17 protein-coding genes are annotated in these 18,101 nt (G+C 28.1%); 15 read left to right on the forward strand and 2 right to left on the reverse strand.

Annotation, left to right across the window (positions count from 1 at the left end; translation table 11 throughout):
* Nucleotides 1-106: 106 nt before the first annotated feature.
* The 7 genes from GOY08_RS00135 (at nucleotide 107) to GOY08_RS00165 (ending at nucleotide 5,613) form a co-directional block, all read left to right on the forward strand.
* Nucleotides 107-496, forward strand: a complete 390-nt coding sequence (locus GOY08_RS00135) for a GntR family transcriptional regulator (RefSeq protein WP_158996512.1) — start codon at nucleotides 107-109, stop codon at nucleotides 494-496.
* Nucleotides 489-1,205 (forward strand): ATP-binding cassette domain-containing protein, encoded by a 717-nt coding sequence (locus GOY08_RS00140; RefSeq protein ID WP_158996514.1) that lies wholly within the window; start codon nucleotides 489-491, stop codon nucleotides 1,203-1,205. The genes GOY08_RS00135 and GOY08_RS00140 overlap by 8 nt, the downstream gene beginning before the upstream one ends.
* The gene (locus tag GOY08_RS00145; protein WP_158996516.1) at nucleotides 1,202-2,281 is read left to right on the forward strand and encodes a hypothetical protein; all 1,080 of its coding nucleotides are present in this window, start codon (nucleotides 1,202-1,204) and stop codon (nucleotides 2,279-2,281) included. Before GOY08_RS00140 ends, GOY08_RS00145 begins: the two co-directional genes overlap by 4 nt.
* A gap of 82 nt (nucleotides 2,282-2,363) precedes the next feature.
* Entirely contained in the window at nucleotides 2,364-3,194 is an 831-nt protein-coding gene (locus GOY08_RS00150) for a substrate-binding periplasmic protein (protein ID WP_158996518.1), read from the forward strand.
* Nucleotides 3,191-4,009 carry a type 2 periplasmic-binding domain-containing protein gene (locus GOY08_RS00155; RefSeq protein WP_158996520.1) on the forward strand — a complete coding sequence of 273 codons (819 nt, stop codon included), beginning with the start codon at nucleotides 3,191-3,193 and terminating at the stop codon, nucleotides 4,007-4,009. Before GOY08_RS00150 ends, GOY08_RS00155 begins: the two co-directional genes overlap by 4 nt.
* Before the next feature lie 229 nt (nucleotides 4,010-4,238).
* Entirely contained in the window at nucleotides 4,239-4,781 is a 543-nt protein-coding gene (locus tag GOY08_RS00160; RefSeq protein ID WP_158996522.1) for a DUF4337 domain-containing protein, read from the forward strand.
* Between the two features lie 16 nt (nucleotides 4,782-4,797).
* A complete protein-coding gene (locus tag GOY08_RS00165) occupies nucleotides 4,798-5,613 on the forward strand; it encodes a carbon-nitrogen hydrolase family protein (RefSeq protein WP_158996524.1) in 816 nt (271 codons plus the stop codon).
* On the opposite strand, the gene GOY08_RS00170 is transcribed toward GOY08_RS00165, so the two are convergent.
* The gene (locus tag GOY08_RS00170) at nucleotides 5,607-6,125 is read right to left on the reverse strand and encodes a hypothetical protein (protein WP_158996526.1); all 519 of its coding nucleotides are present in this window, start codon (nucleotides 6,123-6,125) and stop codon (nucleotides 5,607-5,609) included. The genes GOY08_RS00165 and GOY08_RS00170 overlap by 7 nt on opposite strands.
* Nucleotides 6,126-6,524: 399 nt before the next feature.
* On the opposite strand from GOY08_RS00170, the gene GOY08_RS00175 reads away from it, so the two are divergent.
* The 6 genes from GOY08_RS00175 to GOY08_RS00200 all read left to right on the forward strand — a co-directional run bounded on the left by GOY08_RS00175 (nucleotide 6,525) and on the right by GOY08_RS00200 (nucleotide 14,225).
* Complete coding sequence (locus GOY08_RS00175; RefSeq protein WP_158996528.1) at nucleotides 6,525-7,190, forward strand: GNAT family N-acetyltransferase; 666 nt, start codon at nucleotides 6,525-6,527, stop codon at nucleotides 7,188-7,190.
* Nucleotides 7,187-9,001: a sensor histidine kinase gene (locus GOY08_RS00180; protein ID WP_158996530.1), complete on the forward strand. Its 1,815-nt coding sequence runs from the start codon at nucleotides 7,187-7,189 to the stop codon at nucleotides 8,999-9,001. Before GOY08_RS00175 ends, GOY08_RS00180 begins: the two co-directional genes overlap by 4 nt.
* A 204-nt stretch (nucleotides 9,002-9,205) precedes the next feature.
* The gene (locus GOY08_RS00185) at nucleotides 9,206-10,177 is read left to right on the forward strand and encodes a type 2 periplasmic-binding domain-containing protein (RefSeq protein ID WP_158996532.1); all 972 of its coding nucleotides are present in this window, start codon (nucleotides 9,206-9,208) and stop codon (nucleotides 10,175-10,177) included.
* Between the two features lie 45 nt (nucleotides 10,178-10,222).
* Nucleotides 10,223-11,200, forward strand: coding sequence for a hypothetical protein (locus GOY08_RS00190; RefSeq protein ID WP_158996534.1), 978 nt, complete (start codon nucleotides 10,223-10,225; stop codon nucleotides 11,198-11,200).
* The gene (locus GOY08_RS00195; protein WP_158996536.1) at nucleotides 11,167-13,506 is read left to right on the forward strand and encodes a sensor histidine kinase; all 2,340 of its coding nucleotides are present in this window, start codon (nucleotides 11,167-11,169) and stop codon (nucleotides 13,504-13,506) included. The genes GOY08_RS00190 and GOY08_RS00195 overlap by 34 nt, the downstream gene beginning before the upstream one ends.
* Nucleotides 13,507-13,736: 230 nt before the next feature.
* Nucleotides 13,737-14,225, forward strand: a complete 489-nt coding sequence (locus GOY08_RS00200) for a hypothetical protein (RefSeq protein WP_158996538.1) — start codon at nucleotides 13,737-13,739, stop codon at nucleotides 14,223-14,225.
* Nucleotides 14,226-14,434: 209 nt separating this feature from the next.
* Here GOY08_RS00200 and dnaK read toward each other — a convergent pair whose 3' ends face one another.
* A complete protein-coding gene (dnaK, locus tag GOY08_RS00205) occupies nucleotides 14,435-16,366 on the reverse strand; it encodes a molecular chaperone DnaK (RefSeq protein ID WP_158996540.1) in 1,932 nt (643 codons plus the stop codon).
* Nucleotides 16,367-16,727: 361 nt separating this feature from the next.
* Between dnaK and GOY08_RS00210 the strand changes: the two genes are divergently transcribed.
* Nucleotides 16,728-17,390: a DedA family protein gene (locus tag GOY08_RS00210; protein WP_158996542.1), complete on the forward strand. Its 663-nt coding sequence runs from the start codon at nucleotides 16,728-16,730 to the stop codon at nucleotides 17,388-17,390.
* A gap of 33 nt (nucleotides 17,391-17,423) precedes the next feature.
* Nucleotides 17,424-18,095, forward strand: coding sequence for a site-2 protease family protein (locus GOY08_RS00215; RefSeq protein ID WP_158996544.1), 672 nt, complete (start codon nucleotides 17,424-17,426; stop codon nucleotides 18,093-18,095).
* Nucleotides 18,096-18,101 lie beyond the last annotated feature (6 nt).

Below are 18,101 nucleotides of genomic sequence, written 5' to 3' on the forward strand. Positions count from 1 at the left end.
AATTCATCTATTTTTCGTATTCCTCTTTCTTAATAATCTTGATTTTTGAACCGATGTGATCTACTTATATAGAGATGTATATCACTTAAGAGGAGTTTGCCTACTAATGAGGCTTCAAGTAAACCCGCATTCTTCAACTCCCCTGTATGCACAGATCGTTGAACAAATGCGAAATCAAATATTATCAGGCTCTTTACTTGCAGGTACTCCACTTCCATCTGTACGTGAAATCTCTGAAATGATAGAAGTAAATTCTCTTACTATTCAAAAGGCATTAAAAATTTTAGAAGTTGAAAAGTTTATCGTAATTCGAAGAGGGGTTGGAGCTTTTGTCTCTGAAAATATTGTTTCTTTATCAATAGAACAAAAATTGGAGTTGATAAAAACAGGTCTCGTCAATGTAGTTAATCATGCAAAAGAATTAAGTATTGATAAAGAAAGATTTGGCATATTAATTGAAGAATGTTGGGTTGAGGTGAATCAAAACAATGATTGATGTTCAAAATTTACTCCTATATAGCAGAAATGGAGTTAAAAGGCTTAATATTCCAGCACTTTACATCAATTCCCCAGGTATAACTGCACTTGTTGGGCATAATGGAGCTGGAAAGTCTTCACTACTCAAACTAGTTGCAGGTTTAGATCAACCAAGTTCTGGAAGCATATTATATGAAGGCAAAAATACTTTTACTAATTATGAAGCTATAAAATCTGATATCCATTTACTTTCATGGGGGATTGAGCTTTATAAATCTTTGACAGCAAATGATCATCTCAATTTAATAAAAAAATTATCTTCCGTTTGGAATCATGATATTGAAGCAGAACTTTTGAAAGATCTTATAGTTCCTTTAGATAAAAAAATTGAGAGGATGTCGAGAGGTGAACAAGTTAGATTAAGATTATTACTTTGTTTACCTAGAACGCCTAAAATTATTTTATTAGATGAAGTAACAAATGATCTTGATAATGATTCAAGAAGAGCAATTTTTAAAAATCTTGATAAATACTCATTTAATACGGGAGCTCAAGTAGTTGTCGCAACAAATATGATAGAAGATATTGAGCGTTATGCAACTAGCATAATTCTATTGCAAATGGGTGAAGTAATTTTGCAAGATTCCTTAGATACAGTTAAAGAAAAACATAAAACTTCCTTTGAGGAAATTATTAGAATCTATGAGAAGGAAGGGGCAAAAAAATGAGCTCCATTACAAAGTTCTTATTCAAACAATACTGGGCATTTATTTTAATCTGTTTCTTAGGAACAGGTATTGGAATAATTTATGGCGGAATTTGGAATTTTCTTCCTTTCTTATTTTTATTACTCTTTTTTTATGAATGGAATATCGCACCCAAAAAAGAAAAAACTTGGTATTTTTTTGATTCTTTACCTATAAAATTTCGTTTAAAATTCTTAGTAAAAGTTTTTATTCCGTTTTGTTTTAGTTTTTTAATAATATTTTTATTAACTGTTTTTAAAAAAAATGACGACTATGAGTTCATTAATGGTGTTGCTGACGGATTAAGAATATCTTCAATTTTTACGTTAAGCTCAATTTTAGCTTTATCATTGTCAGGATTTTTAAGTTGGGTCATTTTTTTATATATTATTTGCTATTTGTTTTCCTTTATAACTTTTTATGAATTAATGGTAACAATTTTTGCTTTGTCTATGAGTTATTACTATCTATCAGAAAAACGAGTTTCAAAAATAAAATTTGTCTTTGTTCCAATATTAACCTCTTTTCTTATAATAAGCCTTGCTACTTATAATAAATTGAAAATATTTGAATTAGCTTTAAGTATTCCTATTCACAATCTACAAGTTAATTTAGCAGAAAATTTATTGGAAAGTAAGGCATTTTTAGGGAGTAATTATTTAGTAGATTGGTCACAAGGTAGCAATGATAGTTTTTCTATGAACTCTAAAGTTCTTATTCCTTCTAAATATGATGATAAATTATTAGAGAAAATTGAAAGGGTTTTTTTTGCTGAAGGTGAATGTACAAAAAATTGTCATCAATTAGCAGATCTGGTAGCAAATTTTCCTAAAAACTGGAATCAAGAAAGACTGCTAAGTTATTTAAATTCTGAAAATGAAGTTGAACAGATATATGCTTTAGAAGTGATTGATGGTTCTATTGATCCTATATTTCCTAATATTATTCTTCGACTAGCGCAGAGTTCAAATCATGAAGTTAGTGAATTAGCAATGAATCTTATAAGAAAATGGGGAGATAGAAGTAATATTCAATTTTCCCCAAACACTATTTTTTAGCATATCAAAATTTAGACATCTATAAATTAGATAAAATTTAGAAGATAACATAGAATTACAATACTATGATGTAAGGTTAGATATGGCTTCTATCATTAAAATTTTTAAAATTTTAATATTGTTTTTTTTTGCATTTAATACTGCTAATATTTTTTCGCTAGAAAAAGAAATTCGAATTTGTTCAGATGATAATGATGATCAACCTTTTTTAATTGCTAATCAAGAAAATCCTACTGGAATATTGATAGATATAATTAACCAGGCTTTTATTTTTTCAAAAGAATTGCAAATTTATTCTTTCAAAATTCAACCAATGCCTTGGAATCGTTGTTTAGATATGGTTAAAAAAGGACAAGTAGATGCTGTGCTAAATATATCTTATAATTCTGAAAGAGAGCAATATATTCAGTTTCCAGATGACTCAGGAGAAATGGAAAAACAACCTTGTGGGTCAAAATTTAAGTTTTACTGCGGAGGATATTTGGTAATTACATTAAAGTCTTTTAAACCTCAATATTCTGGGAAAGTAACTGAACTTCCATACCCTGTAAGAATTGCAAGAGGATACTCTATTAATACAGAGTTAGAAACAGTATTAAAAGAAAACTTGGAGATTGGGAAAAGTGATAGTGTAAATATAAAAAAAATGTTGCGAGACAAGTCAGGTTCAGTAATAGCTTACACTTCTTATGCGGATAAATTTTATTATGTAAAATTTGAAGATAATATTGATCTTTTGAAATTAATAAAAGTTCATAAAAAGAGTTACACAAAAAAATCTTATTATATAGGATTTTCAAAAAATTCAATCTTAGATCAAAAAATAAGGAAATCTATTTGGAAAAATCTACAAATTGTAAATGAAAATAAAAAAATACTAAATTCAATTTTTAAGAAGTATACAAATTTATGAAAAGTAAAAATATTATACATGCAATCAAATTTAGTGTTTTAAATTTTCTTTTAGTTTTTTCAAATTTTTCTTATGGCGAAATAGTTAAAATTTGTGCTGATGAAAATGAACAGGTTCCATTTATAATAGTAAGTGAAGGTACGTTAAAAGGAATTGAAATCGATATTATTAATGAAGCAATGAAAGACCCTCTTTTGAAAAATAAATATAAACTTATAGTTGACATAATGCCTTGGGCTAGGTGCTTAGATTCAGCAAGAAAAGGAATTTATGATGGAACAATAAATGCTTCGTATACCGATGAACGTGCTGAATTTTTGAATTACCCACCACAGTCAGGAAAAAATGAAAAAAAACCGTGTAGTTCAGAATTTAGATTATACTGTGGTGGTTATATTGTAATTACATCAATAAATGAAAAGTATGAATTTGATGGGAATAAAAAAACTTTACCAATTCCTGTTAGGGTTTCTAGAGGTTATTCTGTTGTTAAAGAACTTGAAGATATATATAAAGACAATTTAGATATTGGTAAAAGTGATGTTGTTAATGTTCAAAAAATGCTTCGAGATAAAATTGGGTCTGTGGTAGCATATATTGCTTTTCAAAATAAAATAAATAAGATAAAAAATTTAAAAAATAAAATAAAAATAAGTCAGATTCCTTATGTAATGAAATCGTACTTCATCCCATTTTCAAAAGAATCTAAAATTCCTAAACAAGATATTGATAGAATATGGGAAAATATAAAAAAAATAAATATAAATGAAAATAAAATGAAAAAAATTTATGAAAAATATAGTGAATATAATTAGTTTAATATATTTTAAGATATTTAATGATAGTTACTTAAAAGTACTATAAAAAAATATCTGATCCTTTAATAACAAAAAATACTATTTGATATTTAGTAAAAAGTTTTATGCAAATAATAAAAAAATTGCAAACAAGCTTTGGCAAGAAATATCTAAAAGTTCTATCTAAAAAAATTTAAATACTATGAAAAATAAGGTATACTATAAAAAAACTTAGATAGGATAATTTATGGAGTCTCCAGAAGATCATACAGAAACTGTAAAAGAACATATCAGGCACGAAGCTATGCATAAATCAAATGAAAAGCAGATAATGACTTATGCAATAACATCTGCCATTTATGCAATATTTGCTGCTACCGCATCGCTTCTAGCTGGTTATCATTCAAATGAATCAATTGTTGAGCAAATGAAGTCATCAGATCAATGGTCATACTATCAAGCTAAAAGCATTAAAATGAATGTAGCAGAAACAAAATTAGAAATTTTAAAAGCGATTAATCCTCATTTTAGCGATGAGAAGATTTTAAATAAAATAGAATCATATAAAAACGAAATAAAAGAAATATCACAAATTGCAAAAGAAAAAGAAGTTTTATCGGAACAACATTTATTGAAGCATATATCATTCTCTAGAAGTGTAACATTATTTCAAGTAGCAATTGGAATGACTGCATTTGCAATACTTATTAAAAGAAAAAGGTTTTGGTACTTAAGTATTGGATTTGGATTAGTTGGACTTGGATTTTTAATTTTTGGTTTTAGTAGTTAAATTGGAACTAATAAAAATGAAAAGTAAAATTAATATTGCTACGGCACAATTCGCACCATTAGCAGGAAATTTAGGTTACAATATCAAAAAAATTTGTACTATATTAGAAGAATCTTCTCATAGAAGTGTCCAGTTAGTACTTTTCCCTGAATTGGCAATATGTGGTTATGATTTGAAATTAATTGATGAAGGAAGAGGAGTATTTACTGAAGATGGAAATGGCTTAAATTTTTTATTTAATGCCTGCAGAAATTTTAAAATTGCAGCAATAGTTGGTTGCTGTATTCGCAAAGGTTCAGAACTATATAATAGTGCTTTAATCATAAATGAGTTTGGTGAACTTATTCATATTTATGATAAGCAGCTTTTAGATGCTGAAGAAAAGGAAATTTTTAAATTTGGTGAAAAAAACTGTGTATTTAAAATTCATGATTGGTATTTTGGAGTTGCCATTAGTTATGATTGTTATTCAATGGATATAACGACAAAATTGAAATTTTTGCAAATAGATGCCTATCTTATTTTAGGTGCTTTTATAAAAGGAGGATATTATAGTTTCGACTTAAATCATTTTGCTTTATTGGCAAAAGAATTTGATTGTTATGTTGTAGTATCCAATTTTATTGGAAGTCATGGTGGCCTTACATTTTCTGGCAATAGTTCAATATATGCAAAAAATGGAGAATTGCTAAATAATTGTTTTGAAAATTTTGGTATTACTTTTGAAATATTAGAGAAAAATATTACAAAAAATGAAGATATTAATAGGTTAGATAGCGTCATTAATTTAGAGTTTGAAACTATAGAAGAAGAAAAGAAAATGAATCAATAATATTTATCGAAATATTTTTCAATGAATTCTTTTAAATCTATATTATTAAACGCTAAATGATTTCTTTCAAAATTACCTGTACTCCGATAAAAGCAATACTTGCATGCATATTTCATATAAAAATGCCCTGGTGCTGCGACCCCATTTTTTGTTCCTAAAAGATACCACCGGTCAAATCTACTGTCAGCAGGTTGTGCAAAGGAATAATTATTTCCAAACTTTGCAATACATTGGTTACGTAATTGTGATATTTTTTCCGCTCCTTCATCTACTTCAAAATATTTTAGAAATAAATATCTACCATCATAATCTTTGTAGTATGATACCCATTTGCCAGAAATTTCTATTAAATTTCCATTTTCTTTAAGCCACTCCCATTTTCCATCTTGAGTTGAACAGAAAATATTTGTTTTAGCAGATTCTCTTTCTTCAGAGCTTTGAGCATGCGCTGCTGCTGAAAGTATAAAAATTATAGTAAATGACTTCTTTATATATGTTATGTATTTTTTCATTTTTTTATTCCTTGTTTTGTTTTTTATACTACATTGAATTTTGTTTTTAATCAATCTATTTTATGAATTTAATCTCTAAATAAAATATTCTAAGCAATTACTTAAGTAACTGTAAAAAAATGTTACTTGTAATTTATATCAACAATAATGTTGAATTTATTTTGGCTAAAAAATTAAATTAATAAAAATTATTAATTATTTAAATCTAAAAAGTATGTTAAAAAAATTACTGTTTTATAATTAGATAACCATTAAAAAATATAAATATATGTAATTATAATAAATTTAAAATTTATATATTAATATTCTTGCTTATTAATAAAATATGATATTTTGTTATTCTTTGGAAGAGTCTGTTTAAAATGACTTATTTTAGTTATTAAATATAAAGAGTCTTGTATGCCAGAATATAAATATGTCTATCATTATCGGTATGAAGAAAAAAAGAAAATGCTGCATTACTTTGCAGCTTTAAGAATAATTTATTTTCGAGATTTTCCTTATCTTTATGCAGGTAGTTTTGAATATGAGCTATGTTACCTACAAAATTATTTAGATGATCCAAATTCGGTTTTTATTACAATACAGAAAGAAAATCAGATTCTTGGATTTGCTGCAGGAGGATCGTTTGCAAATCTTGCCAGTTCTTTTGGGAATGTGGCAGATAAATTTAGAATGCAAGGGTTTGAACCTCAAAAATTATTTTATATTGGAGAAGTAATCGTAAGATCATCTTCAGCGGGAGAGATTTATGGGGCAAAACTATTTAAAAAGTTAGTACATTTTTCCTTAGATTATCACTTTGAAGGAGTAGTATTTTGTCAAGAAAATTGTTCGAATGAAAATAAAAATGTAGATCAAACTTTGAAAAATAAAGATGAAAAATTTAAGAGAGTTTTTTTAAAATCAGGTTTTTCTGATCCTAATATTAATATTGAAGTATCTTATGATTCAGTTGAAAATGATAATTCAATTAAAGAAAAAACACATACTTTAAAATTTTGGTACTTGAATTATAAAGAAATTATTTTTAAAAAATTTGGATTTAGAAAAGAATTTATATGAAAAATATAATTAATAATAGCAAATTCGTTTTCTTTTTTATTTATTGCATTATCCCTTTTGCCATAATTAAAGTCTTTAATCCCCCATCAAATATTGTATTTGGAATACATGAAGCTATCAGTGAGCTTACAATATTAATAATAATGGTCTTAATTTTGTATAAAAAATATTACAAAGACGATAGAAAAACTTCAAGTATTTATATTATCACTATCTTTTTTATCACAGCTTTGCTGATAGCTGACTTTATCTATATGATAACTATAGTATTTCCTGAAAAAGAAAGTTTACTAACATTCAAGTTATCTATTTTGATGTACGATATATCATTTTTAGCTATTCTATACATTCTGCTTAAAAAAATGTATGCAAAAATTAAAAGTTATTACATTCATTCGCTTACAATAATTTTTGCAATAATATTTGGATTTATTTCATTGAATTATGTTTTAATTCCTTATTTAAGCTCAAGTTCTGCAGATAAAGCAGTGCAGATTCTTTGCGCAATTTTTTCTATTATTGAAATTGCAATAGTTGCAATAAGTCTTTCACTTTCATTTCTTGTTAAAAAACTAAATCACTTGATTTTTTTAGCAGGAATATTACTGATGGCTTTTGGAGATTTAGTCATAAGATACGAACAAGTATTTAATCAAAATGGGCCACAAACTTATTATGAATATACTTGGAGTTTAGGAATTTTTTTAATTGCGATAAATTTTTTTAAAGTTAAAGATTTACTAGATTTCAGAAAAGAACAATTTTCGACTTTTTTTAGTTTAAGGTGTTTATTGCCAATTTCTGGAGTTTTAACAGCATTGGTTATTTATATATTTTTTCTATTCTCAATTGATTTAGGGAAAGTAAATATATTTAAAATTTCTCGTGAATTACTAATCTTTTATTTTATATTTTTTAGTTTAAATATAATTTCATTAAAGTTTTCAAATTTTCTTACAAAAACGTTAAAAAAAGTGTATTTTAATACTTATACTAGTAATACACAGAATAAAATAAATCCTTTATTAATTGAAATTGAAGAGATAGTGAATGAATATTACATTGCAAATGAAAAATTAAAAAATCTCTGTCAAGTTAATATATTGCAAGAAAGAGAAATAAATAAATACGAAATTGAGAAAGTGAAATATTTGCTTTCTTCTAAATTATCCCATGATATTAGGGGGCCAATTACTATTCTTAGAATATTATTCAAAGAGATTGAAAAAGAACTCGATCAATCACAAGCCCAAATAATTGCAAACCAGATAGAAAGAATTTCAAGTATAATAGATGAACTAATTTCAGTGAACCTTAACAAAAGCAGTACAATAACAAAACAATATTTTTGCAATACCAAAAAAGTAATTGAAGATATTATTTTTGAAAAGACTGAAAAAATTTACAAAGATTTAAAAATAAATTTTTCAGTTCAAATTGAAAATCTTTCTTCAGCAAAAATGTGCCCGATTGAATTAACAAGAATTTTATCAAATATAATAAACAATGCTTATGAAGCTTCACAGAATAAAAATGCTCAAATTTTTATAAATCTTACCAAAAGTGAAGAAAATTTTAATGTCATTGAAATTAAGGATCAAGGGAAAGGAATTAGAGTAGAAGATTTAAAAAAAATTGGCAACTTTGGTGTAAGTATTGGAAAAGAACAATTTACTCATGCTGGCTTTGGTTTAGGGTTGTATTATGCAAAATTAACAATTGAAAAATGGGGAGGAAAATTGTTTATTCAATCAGAAGAAAATGTTGGAACAACAGTGTTTCTTCATATTCCAATTCATTCATCAAACTAAGAAAATAAGCTCTATCCACTTATTGGTTTTCTTTTGAAAAAAAATATATTAAAGGTAATCTAAAATATTTAATAATCTATAAATTGTTTGCTAAACCTTGCAATAAAAGCTTTTTAAGTGAGGTATGACCTCATTTACTTTTATTTTAACGGATTATCAATGTTTATAAAAATTTTAAGTCTCATTTATAATATAGGTGTAGTAATGTCTTTGGGTTTGCCTAATACCTCTAAAGCTTCTGTCAATATCATAGCTTGGTGGGGTTATTTTAATAAAGAATTGGTTAGTTTTTTAGAAGATAAATGTAAGACCAAGGTATCATATGATGAATATTACACAACGCATGAATTTATAAAAAGAATGAATGAACAATCATATTCTATCGCAATTTTTGCTCAAACAGGTTATAACTTTATAGCAAAAAAAGCAAACAATAAAGGAGTCAGTTTAGAAGAGATAAAAAAAACACAACACCCTTTAATTTCTCAGTCTATTTTCAATCAAAATTTACCTAAAAATGTTGCTATTTTTGCCATAGAAGCCGCTGGATTTTTATATAATGCAGATAAAATTAGTATTTCACCAACAGACTCTTTGCAGGAAATTTTTAGGAAAGCAAAAGGAAAAAAAGTAATAGTGATTGATAATCCTATTGAGCCAATGAAATTTATTTCTCCTAATTATCAGTTTCCAAGCAATATTAATGCTAAGTTTCAAGATCTTTTTGCAGATGTGGAAATTATTGTTTCTAATGATTTGGCTAATTTTAGCAATGATAAAGATATTGTATTAGCACAAGCTTGGCTAGGAAACGCTTATGCCCAAATTAAAAACAATCCTAAATTAAAGTTTATTCATCACCCAGCTATTTCAAATTTAGGTGCAGATCTTATTGCCGCATTGAATACAAAAACAGAAACAGAGTGTGTAGTAAAAGCATTGGCTGGGAAAGAGATCAATACAAAAATAGTTTCTAATGATTTTCGTCTTTCTCCCTATGGGATATTAACAAAAAATAAAAATATTGCGAGTGACTTGTATTTAGAAGTAAACAACTATTTTTTTAAAAATACGCTTCAAAATTTACAGTGGACGACTAGGCCTACTGAGGAAGAATATTTAAAAATTATAAAACTATGGGAAAGAACAAAATTAGATTTGTTAAGTAAAAATTGATCTTTTATGCAAGTTTTTTTCACTTTTTTAATAAAAGTAGTTCTAATGAGTTTAACTTTAACAACATATCAGAAAAATGCTTTTGCAGTAAATATATTATCCTGGTGGGGGTATTTTAATTCCGTAATTGTTTCTGAATTAGAGCAACGATGTGGAGCAAAAATATCTTACGATGAATTTTATTCTATTGATGAATTTTTAAAAAGATTTCACGAACAGGAATATTCAATAGTTATATTTCCCCAAAGCACTTATAATTTAGTCGCGCAAAAAGTTGCAAATAAAGGAACTGATATCTCGGATATTCGAAAAAAATATGCTGAAGGTGTATCTAATTCAGGTTTTGCTAAAAATTTACCAAAAAATGTAGGTATTTTTGCCATTGAGGCCGCTGGTTTTTTGTATAATTCAGAAAAATTAACAATTGGTCCTGAGTTACCTTTAGAAGTTATTTTTCAAAAGTTAAAAAATAAAAAAATTATTATTTTAGATAATCCTATAGAACCAATGAAGTTGATTGCTAAATTAGGTGAGCAAGTTACGTTTGAAGAAGCTGTGTTGCGGTTTAAAAAAATATTTACAAATGTTGATGTTATTTTAAGTAATGATATTGCAAATTTTTATAAAGATGAAAATATTGTAATACTGCATGCTTGGATAGGAAATTCATACGAAATTATCAAAAAAAATCCAAAATATAAATTTATGCATCACCCAAAAGTTTCATATATTGGTGGAGATCTTATTGCTTCACTCGATAAAAATCCTAAAACTTCTTGTGTAATGAAAATTTTAGCCGACAAAGAAATGAATACAAAAATTATTGCGCATGACTTTAGAATGTCACCTTATGGTTCTCTGCGAGAATTTGAGAAAAAAATTGATCCCTTATATTTACAAGTTAATAATTCATTTTTTGATAAAACTTATGATAAGTTACAGTGGCATGGAAGACCGAGTAGTAACGAGTTTCAAAAAATTTCGGAATTATGGCAGAAAATAAAAGTAGAAATACAAAATTAAACTTTAATAGAATTATAAACTATATCAATGCACTATCATTAAGTATTATTATTATAATTTTTGTTATTTTAACTGGAGTTATTCTACTTTTGTATTTTCAGTATAAAGAAACAAATAATAATCTTTTAAAAGAAAAAAAAGAAAAAATATATGGAACTTATGTAAATGACATTTTTCAAAAAATTTTATTGCTTTCTTACTCGAGCCCTTTTTTAAGTTACTTACATGCAGGAGAAACTTCTAGAAATTTGTTAGAAATTGAACTTCTAAAAAATTTCAACATGTATGTTAGTAAAGAGTTGATTGGTTATAAACTTTTTGATCATAACAATAATTTTCTTTCTTCAGTTGGAAAAGAAAGTGATACATACTTAATTTTAGAACTCTGCTATTTGAATAATACAATTAATCCTACAATTGGTAGATGCAAAGCATATTTGCATGTTTTTTTTAATTTTGCAGCTGTGCTAAAAAAAATTAGTAATTTAGATGCAAGTTGGAATCATTGCAGTAATTGTTATCAATTTGAAATAAAAAATGGAGCTATTTTAAATGGTATTAGAATAATTAAAAATAACAATTTTGTTATTCCATATGAAATAAAACGTGATAAAAATGAGCAATTACTTTATTCTTTTTTAATAGCATTAATTTTCTTACTTATATTTGTTTGTATTGCCTTTTATATAAATGGATTAATTTTAAAAAAGTATATTATTAAACCAGTTAGTAATTTATTTGAATATGTCCAAACATCAAGAAGTAACGGTTCATTTTTACTAGAAGAAATTTTTCAGGTAGCTGAAAAAGTTGATGAATTAAGACTAAAAATAGCAACTGCTGAAAGAGAAAAACAACAGGCAGAGTTTATGAAACTAGCTCAAGTAGCCCATGATATACGCTCACCACTTGCCGCATTAAATGTTTTTTTAAATGTAATAAATGAGTTACCTGAAGATAAAAGAATATTAGCACGCAATGCTATATATCGAATTCAAGATATTGCAAATAATTTAGTAAAAAAACAGCAAAATATTTTTCAGTCTGAAAATAAAGCGCTTTCAGAAGAAGAAGAAAGTATCCAACTCATTTCTAGTTTAGTTGAATCTTTAATCTCAGAAAAAAGAATGCAATATACCTTTAATAGTAGCATTAAAATAGAATTTGAGCACAATCAAAATGCATACAATACATTTGCAAAAGTTCAACCAAATGAATTTAAAAGAATGTTATCGAATTTAATAAACAATTCTTTTGAAGCAATTGAAAATGAAGGAAAAGTTATACTTTCATTATCTGCATTAGAAGGAAAAATTCATTTGAAGCTTAAGGATACAGGAATAGGGATCCCGGAAAATATTCTTCCAAGATTAATGGAGGAAGGGCATACTTATAATAAAAAAGGTGGAACGGGTCTCGGTCTTTCTCACGCCAATAAATTGATCAAAAATTGGGGCGGATCTTTTTCTATTCAGTCACAAGTAAATTATGGTACCACCATATCAATGAGTTTTGCAAAAGCAATATCCCCTGCTTGGTTTTTATCCAAATTAAGTATTCCTGAAAATTCTTTAGTTGTTGTCGTGGATGATGATGAATCAATTCATAGCACATGGAAAGAAAAATTTAAGAGTCTTATTGATGCTAATATTACATTACAACATTTTATTCATCCTAGTGTTTTTTTTACTTGGTATGATGATATTAAAAAGACTTTAAATAAAAATATCTTTGTTTTATGTGACTATGAATTTATGAATTCATCTGAAAATGGAGTTTCAATATTGAGAAAATTAAATATATCTGATCAATCTGTCTTAGTTTCAAGTAAATTTGATGATTCAACGTTACAAATAGAATGTGAAAAATTTGGAATTAAATTAATTCCAAAATGTTTAGTTTATTTATTACCTATTTTTTTAGAAAAAGGAATATCTAAAAATTCAAGTTTTTCTGATAAAGTAAAAGACTATAATGTTACAAATGATTCAGAAGTTTTTGCCGTTTTAATTGATGATGATATTTTCATGCATGATTTATGGAAATTAGCAGCAAAAGATAAATGTATAGTTTGTTTTCAAGAACCCGAATCTTTTTTTGTGCAAATGCATAAGTTTAGGAAAGATATAAGTATTTATATAGATTCTTCCTTATCAGGAAATAAAAAAGGAGAAGAAATAGCAAAAGAAATTTATCAATTGGGTTTTAAAAATATATACTTAGCAACAGGATATCATCCAAAACATTTCCCTGAGATGCCATGGATTAAAGAAATTCGTGATAAAACTCCACCTTGGTTTAATTAATATTTTATTATTCTTGGCGACATTTTTTAGACTCCAGGACTTTAAGTGATAAATATAATAATATTTTAATGCAATAATTATATTTGGAGGGAAAAATTCAGCGTATAAATGAAAAATTTAAATAATTAGACATCATTTATAGAAACCATCCCCTCATTTCTTTTTTAAATGATAATACGAAACCCCCATTAGGAAAATTATCTTTTATACCGTTACTTTCCCACTTTGCGATGAGTTTTTCTGATGTTAATGAATATTGCTTTAGAGATTTGAAATCTGATGATATTTTTCAAAAAATTGTTAATCAACATAATTATGAAGATGAACTTCATTCAGCTCTTTTTCTTCGAGATCTTAAACATTTTGATTGTAACTCTCCCCAAAAATTTTCAGAGTCTTTAACCACGATTTGGAATTCAAATAATGTCAATTCACGAAAATGTTTTTATGAACTTGTTGGTTTACTTTATAATGCTATTCCAATCGAGAAATATATTATTTTAGAATCAGTTGAAAGAAATGGTAACATTCTTTTTAAAGCATTTTCTTCTATTACAGAAGAATTGAGTTTAGTTACTGGAAATAAATATGTTTACTTTGGTCATCATCATTTTGAACTGGAATCAGGTAGAGCAATTAGTGAACTCTATAAAGCAAATATTAATTATATAAATAATTATCAATTGGATGTTGAAGTGTTTACGAAATCATGTTTTTAATTGATAAAGATTATGAGATTTTTAATTTATTTTGGCTAGATCTTTATAATTATGCAGCAAATTATACTAATCAATTAGGTTAATATATTTTAATATTTTATAAGGTTAACGAATTTTAATTTTAAGAATTTTATTTAAACAAATAAAAAACCCTTTATTTTAAAAATTTAAATAAAATAAAGGGTAAATTATTGTATCAAAATTGCAGATTAATTATTGGATTCAAACTCAGCATCAACAACTCCATCTTTATTTTTAGAATTGTTTTGATTGTTACTTTGTTGTTGTCCGCCAGTGCCAGTTCCAGGGTTTGCGCCAGGTTGAGCTCCTTGTGCACCGGCATTTTTATACATTTCTTCTGCCAATTTATGGGCTTTAGCTTCAAGAGAAGCAATTGCCGCTTCTAGAGCTGCTTTGTCTTCACTCTTTGTTTCAAGGACAGAACGCGCGCTTGTTAATTCTGTTTCTAGAGAAGCCTTCATATCAGCCGGAAGCTTATCGCCATTTTCTTTTAAATTCTTTTCAGTTTGGAAGATAATGCTATCTAATTTATTGCGAGTATCAATAGCTTCACGACGCGCTTTGTCCTCTGCAGCATGGCGTTCAGCTTCTTCCATCATGCGCTTGATTTCTGCTTCTGAAAGTCCGCCAGAGTTAGAAACAGTAATTTTTTGTTCTTTACTGGTTCCTAGGTCTTTAGCTGAAACGTTTAGAATACCGTTAGCGTCAATATCAAATGTTACTTCAATTTGCGGAACACCACGCGGTGCAGCAGGAATTTCTGTTAAGTTAAATTGTCCAAGACGGCGGTTGTCACGAGCCATTTCACGTTCACCTTGGAATACACCAATTTCCACGCTAGTTTGGTTATCGGCTGCTGTTGAGAAAATTTGGCTTGCACGTTTTGGAATAGTGCTGTTGCGTTCAATGAGTTTAGTAAATACACCACCAAGTGTTTCAATCCCTAAGCTTAAAGGAGTAACGTCGAGTAATAGAACGTCTTTTACTTCACCGCCAAGAACGCCTGCTTGAACCGCTGCACCAACAGCAACAACTTCGTCAGGATTCACTGTGCGGTTTGGTTCTTTCTTGAAGAAAGCTTTTACTTTATCGCCAACTAAAGGAATACGTGTAGAACCACCAACCATTACAACTTCATCAATTTGTTCAACAGAAAGATTAGCATCACGTAAAGCAGCGCGGCATGGCTCGATTGTTCTATCAATGATATCCATGATCATTTGTTCAAATTGAGAACGCATTAAGCTTACAGCGAGGTGCTTTGGTCCTGTTTGATCTGCTGTTAAGTATGGTAGATTGATGTCTACTTTAGTTTGTCCAGAAAGTTCAATTTTTGCTTTTTCTGCAGCTTCTTTTAAACGTTGCATTGCCATTGGGTCTTTAGAGACATCAATAGAAGTTTGCTTTTTGAACTCGCCAACTAGAAATTCAATTAAGCGTTCATCAACGTTGTCACCACCAAGGTGTGTGTCTCCATTTGTGGAAAGAACTTCAACAACGTTGTCGCCTACTTCAAGAACGGACACATCGAATGTACCGCCACCAAAGTCGTAAACAGCAATTTTTTGGTTAGTTTTTTTGTCTAAACCATATGCAAGAGCGGCAGCTGTAGGTTCGTTGATGATACGTAGTACTTCAAGACCTGCAATTTTACCTGCATCTTTTGTAGCTTGGCGTTGGGAGTCATTAAAATATGCTGGAACTGTAATAACAGCTTTAGTTACGCTTTGGCCAAGATAACTTTCTGCTGCTTCCTTTAATTTTTGTAGAACTTTTGCTGAAATTTCAGGTGGAGCCATGTCTTTTCCACCAATTTCAAATAAAACTTTGTCACTTGCGCCTTTTTTTACTAGGTAAGGCATTTTTGTAGCTTCTTCTGAGCGTTCAGAGAAATGGCTACCGATAAAGCGTTTTGCTGAGTAAATAGTATTACGTGGATTTGTTACTGCTTGGTTGCGAGCTGCGCGACCAACAATAAATTCGCCATCGCGTGTATAAGCTACAACTGAGGGAGTTGTGCGTTCACCTTCTTGATTTGTAATGACTTTTGCTTGACCATTTTCCATAACAGCCACAACCGAGTTGGTTGTTCCCAAGTCAATTCCAATTATCTTACTCATACTAGGACCTCCAAAAAAGGGATAAAAAATTAATCATTTTTGTTTTCAATACTTAGGGAAAAGCTTTTTGTTTTTAGGCTGTTATGTATGAGCCTGAAATCAGGATGCTTCCACTCCCTGCTTTCCTGGAACATAAGCACCTATTTTCTTGTGTCAACTAACCTTTTTTAAAACAAGTCAATTTGTTTATGTTAATTGAGGAGTAAGATTATAAGAAGGCTTAAAAAAGTTAATATAATTAATTTAAAGAGCAAAAATGTCTTAAGGTGATAGTTTATTGGAATAAAATTTGCAGCCTTTTAGAGTATCGGCTAAATGAATATACTAGGCTTTTTTTTAGTGCTTTTGGAGAGTGGTAATTGTGTTAGATAGTTTAATCGATTTTTTTACAACTTACGGTTCAATTGCTGTTTTTGGAGTACTTCTATTGTGCGGTTTTGGCTTGCCAATTCCTGAAGATATTACACTTGTTGCAGGCGGGGTTATCTCTTCTGTTGCATGTAATGTTGATGGTTCATTTTTACAAGCCTTAAATGACTGTAATGAAGTACATATTATGCTGCTAATATCTATGGCTGGTGTATTAATAGGTGATAGTACCATGTTTTTCTTAGGAAGAATATATGGTAAAAGACTATTAAAAGTAAGATTTTTTTCTAAAATAGTAACTGAAAAAAGATATACGTGGATTCAAGAAAAATTTGCAAAACATGGTTTTTGGCTTATCTTTGCAGCGCGATTTATGCCTGGATTACGTTCGCCAATTTTCGTAGTTACAGGTATAACTCGTCAAGTTTCATATCTTAAATTTCTATTGACCGATGGTTTTGCTGCTATCATTAGTGTTCCAGTATGGGTTTATCTAGGATTTTGGGGAGAACGTCAATTAAGTGATTTGAATTTGCTCGACCACTATGTGAAAAAAGGGCAGTATGGAATTTTTGCTATATTAGGAATAGCAATAGTTACATTAATTATTGTTTGGTTTATCAAAAAGAAAATTAATGAAAAAACAAGTATATAAAAAATTAACAAGTTAACATGAAAGTACATTAGAATGGAATTTTTGTATCTGGATTCAAAGTTTTCTCTTCCCACTGCAATGCTTAAATATTTAGGTTTTTTAATTGCAATAACTATGTCACAAGCAGCAATTGCTATTGTTGCTAGAAAAAAAGGGGATACTTCTGCGCAAACGTCGCAAATGGCAACATTAAATCCTTTGCCACATATTGAATTATTTGGAACAGTTTTATTTCCTTTCTTTACTATTTTATTGAATTCCCCAATAGTTTTTGGATGGCCAAAACAATTTAATATTGAAACTAGATATTTTAAGAGAATAAAAAGAGATATAAATTTAGTTTATTCTTCTGGAATATTAATTAACTTTTTAATAGCATTAATATGTACTATAGTTTTAAAAATTATGGGAAATATTATAATTCCCCAAGGAGCCGATTATTCTAGCCCTGAAATATTATCAAGAATGATATTATCATATATTTGTTTTTTAAATATAATAATTGGAGCTTTAAATCTTTTGCCCGTTCCTGGTACACCTGGGTGGTATATTTTAATTAATAATTTATCCTATGATCTTTCACGGAAAGTGCAAGAAAAAGCAATGTTTATGACTGTTGGTTTTATTATATTAATAATGTCAGGTTTATTAAGTTTTTATTTTGAATTATTCTTAAATCTTTTTCGTGCTATTAATATGTTATAAGGTTAA

This window comes from Pigmentibacter ruber (assembly GCF_009792895.1).
GTDB lineage: Bacteria > Bdellovibrionota_B > Oligoflexia > Silvanigrellales > Silvanigrellaceae > Silvanigrella > Silvanigrella rubra.

Excerpts from the sequence above, each read along its gene's own strand:
- GOY08_RS00135 (WP_158996512.1), top strand. The coding sequence starts at position 107 with ATGAGGCTTCAAGTAAACCCGCATTCTTCAACTCCCCTGTATGCACAG.
- GOY08_RS00140 (WP_158996514.1), top strand. The coding sequence starts at position 489 with ATGATTGATGTTCAAAATTTACTCCTATATAGCAGAAATGGAGTTAAA.
- GOY08_RS00145 (WP_158996516.1), top strand. The coding sequence starts at position 1,202 with ATGAGCTCCATTACAAAGTTCTTATTCAAACAATACTGGGCATTTATT.
- GOY08_RS00150 (WP_158996518.1), top strand. The coding sequence starts at position 2,364 with ATGGCTTCTATCATTAAAATTTTTAAAATTTTAATATTGTTTTTTTTT.
- GOY08_RS00155 (WP_158996520.1), top strand. The coding sequence starts at position 3,191 with ATGAAAAGTAAAAATATTATACATGCAATCAAATTTAGTGTTTTAAAT.
- GOY08_RS00160 (WP_158996522.1), top strand. The coding sequence starts at position 4,239 with ATGGAGTCTCCAGAAGATCATACAGAAACTGTAAAAGAACATATCAGG.
- GOY08_RS00165 (WP_158996524.1), top strand. The coding sequence starts at position 4,798 with ATGAAAAGTAAAATTAATATTGCTACGGCACAATTCGCACCATTAGCA.
- GOY08_RS00170 (WP_158996526.1), bottom strand. The coding sequence starts at position 6,125 with ATGAAAAAATACATAACATATATAAAGAAGTCATTTACTATAATTTTT.
- GOY08_RS00175 (WP_158996528.1), top strand. The coding sequence starts at position 6,525 with ATGCCAGAATATAAATATGTCTATCATTATCGGTATGAAGAAAAAAAG.
- GOY08_RS00180 (WP_158996530.1), top strand. The coding sequence starts at position 7,187 with ATGAAAAATATAATTAATAATAGCAAATTCGTTTTCTTTTTTATTTAT.
- GOY08_RS00185 (WP_158996532.1), top strand. The coding sequence starts at position 9,206 with ATGTCTTTGGGTTTGCCTAATACCTCTAAAGCTTCTGTCAATATCATA.
- GOY08_RS00190 (WP_158996534.1), top strand. The coding sequence starts at position 10,223 with ATGAGTTTAACTTTAACAACATATCAGAAAAATGCTTTTGCAGTAAAT.
- GOY08_RS00195 (WP_158996536.1), top strand. The coding sequence starts at position 11,167 with ATGGCAGAAAATAAAAGTAGAAATACAAAATTAAACTTTAATAGAATT.
- GOY08_RS00200 (WP_158996538.1), top strand. The coding sequence starts at position 13,737 with ATGAGTTTTTCTGATGTTAATGAATATTGCTTTAGAGATTTGAAATCT.
- dnaK (WP_158996540.1), bottom strand. The coding sequence starts at position 16,366 with ATGAGTAAGATAATTGGAATTGACTTGGGAACAACCAACTCGGTTGTG.
- GOY08_RS00215 (WP_158996544.1), top strand. The coding sequence starts at position 17,424 with ATGGAATTTTTGTATCTGGATTCAAAGTTTTCTCTTCCCACTGCAATG.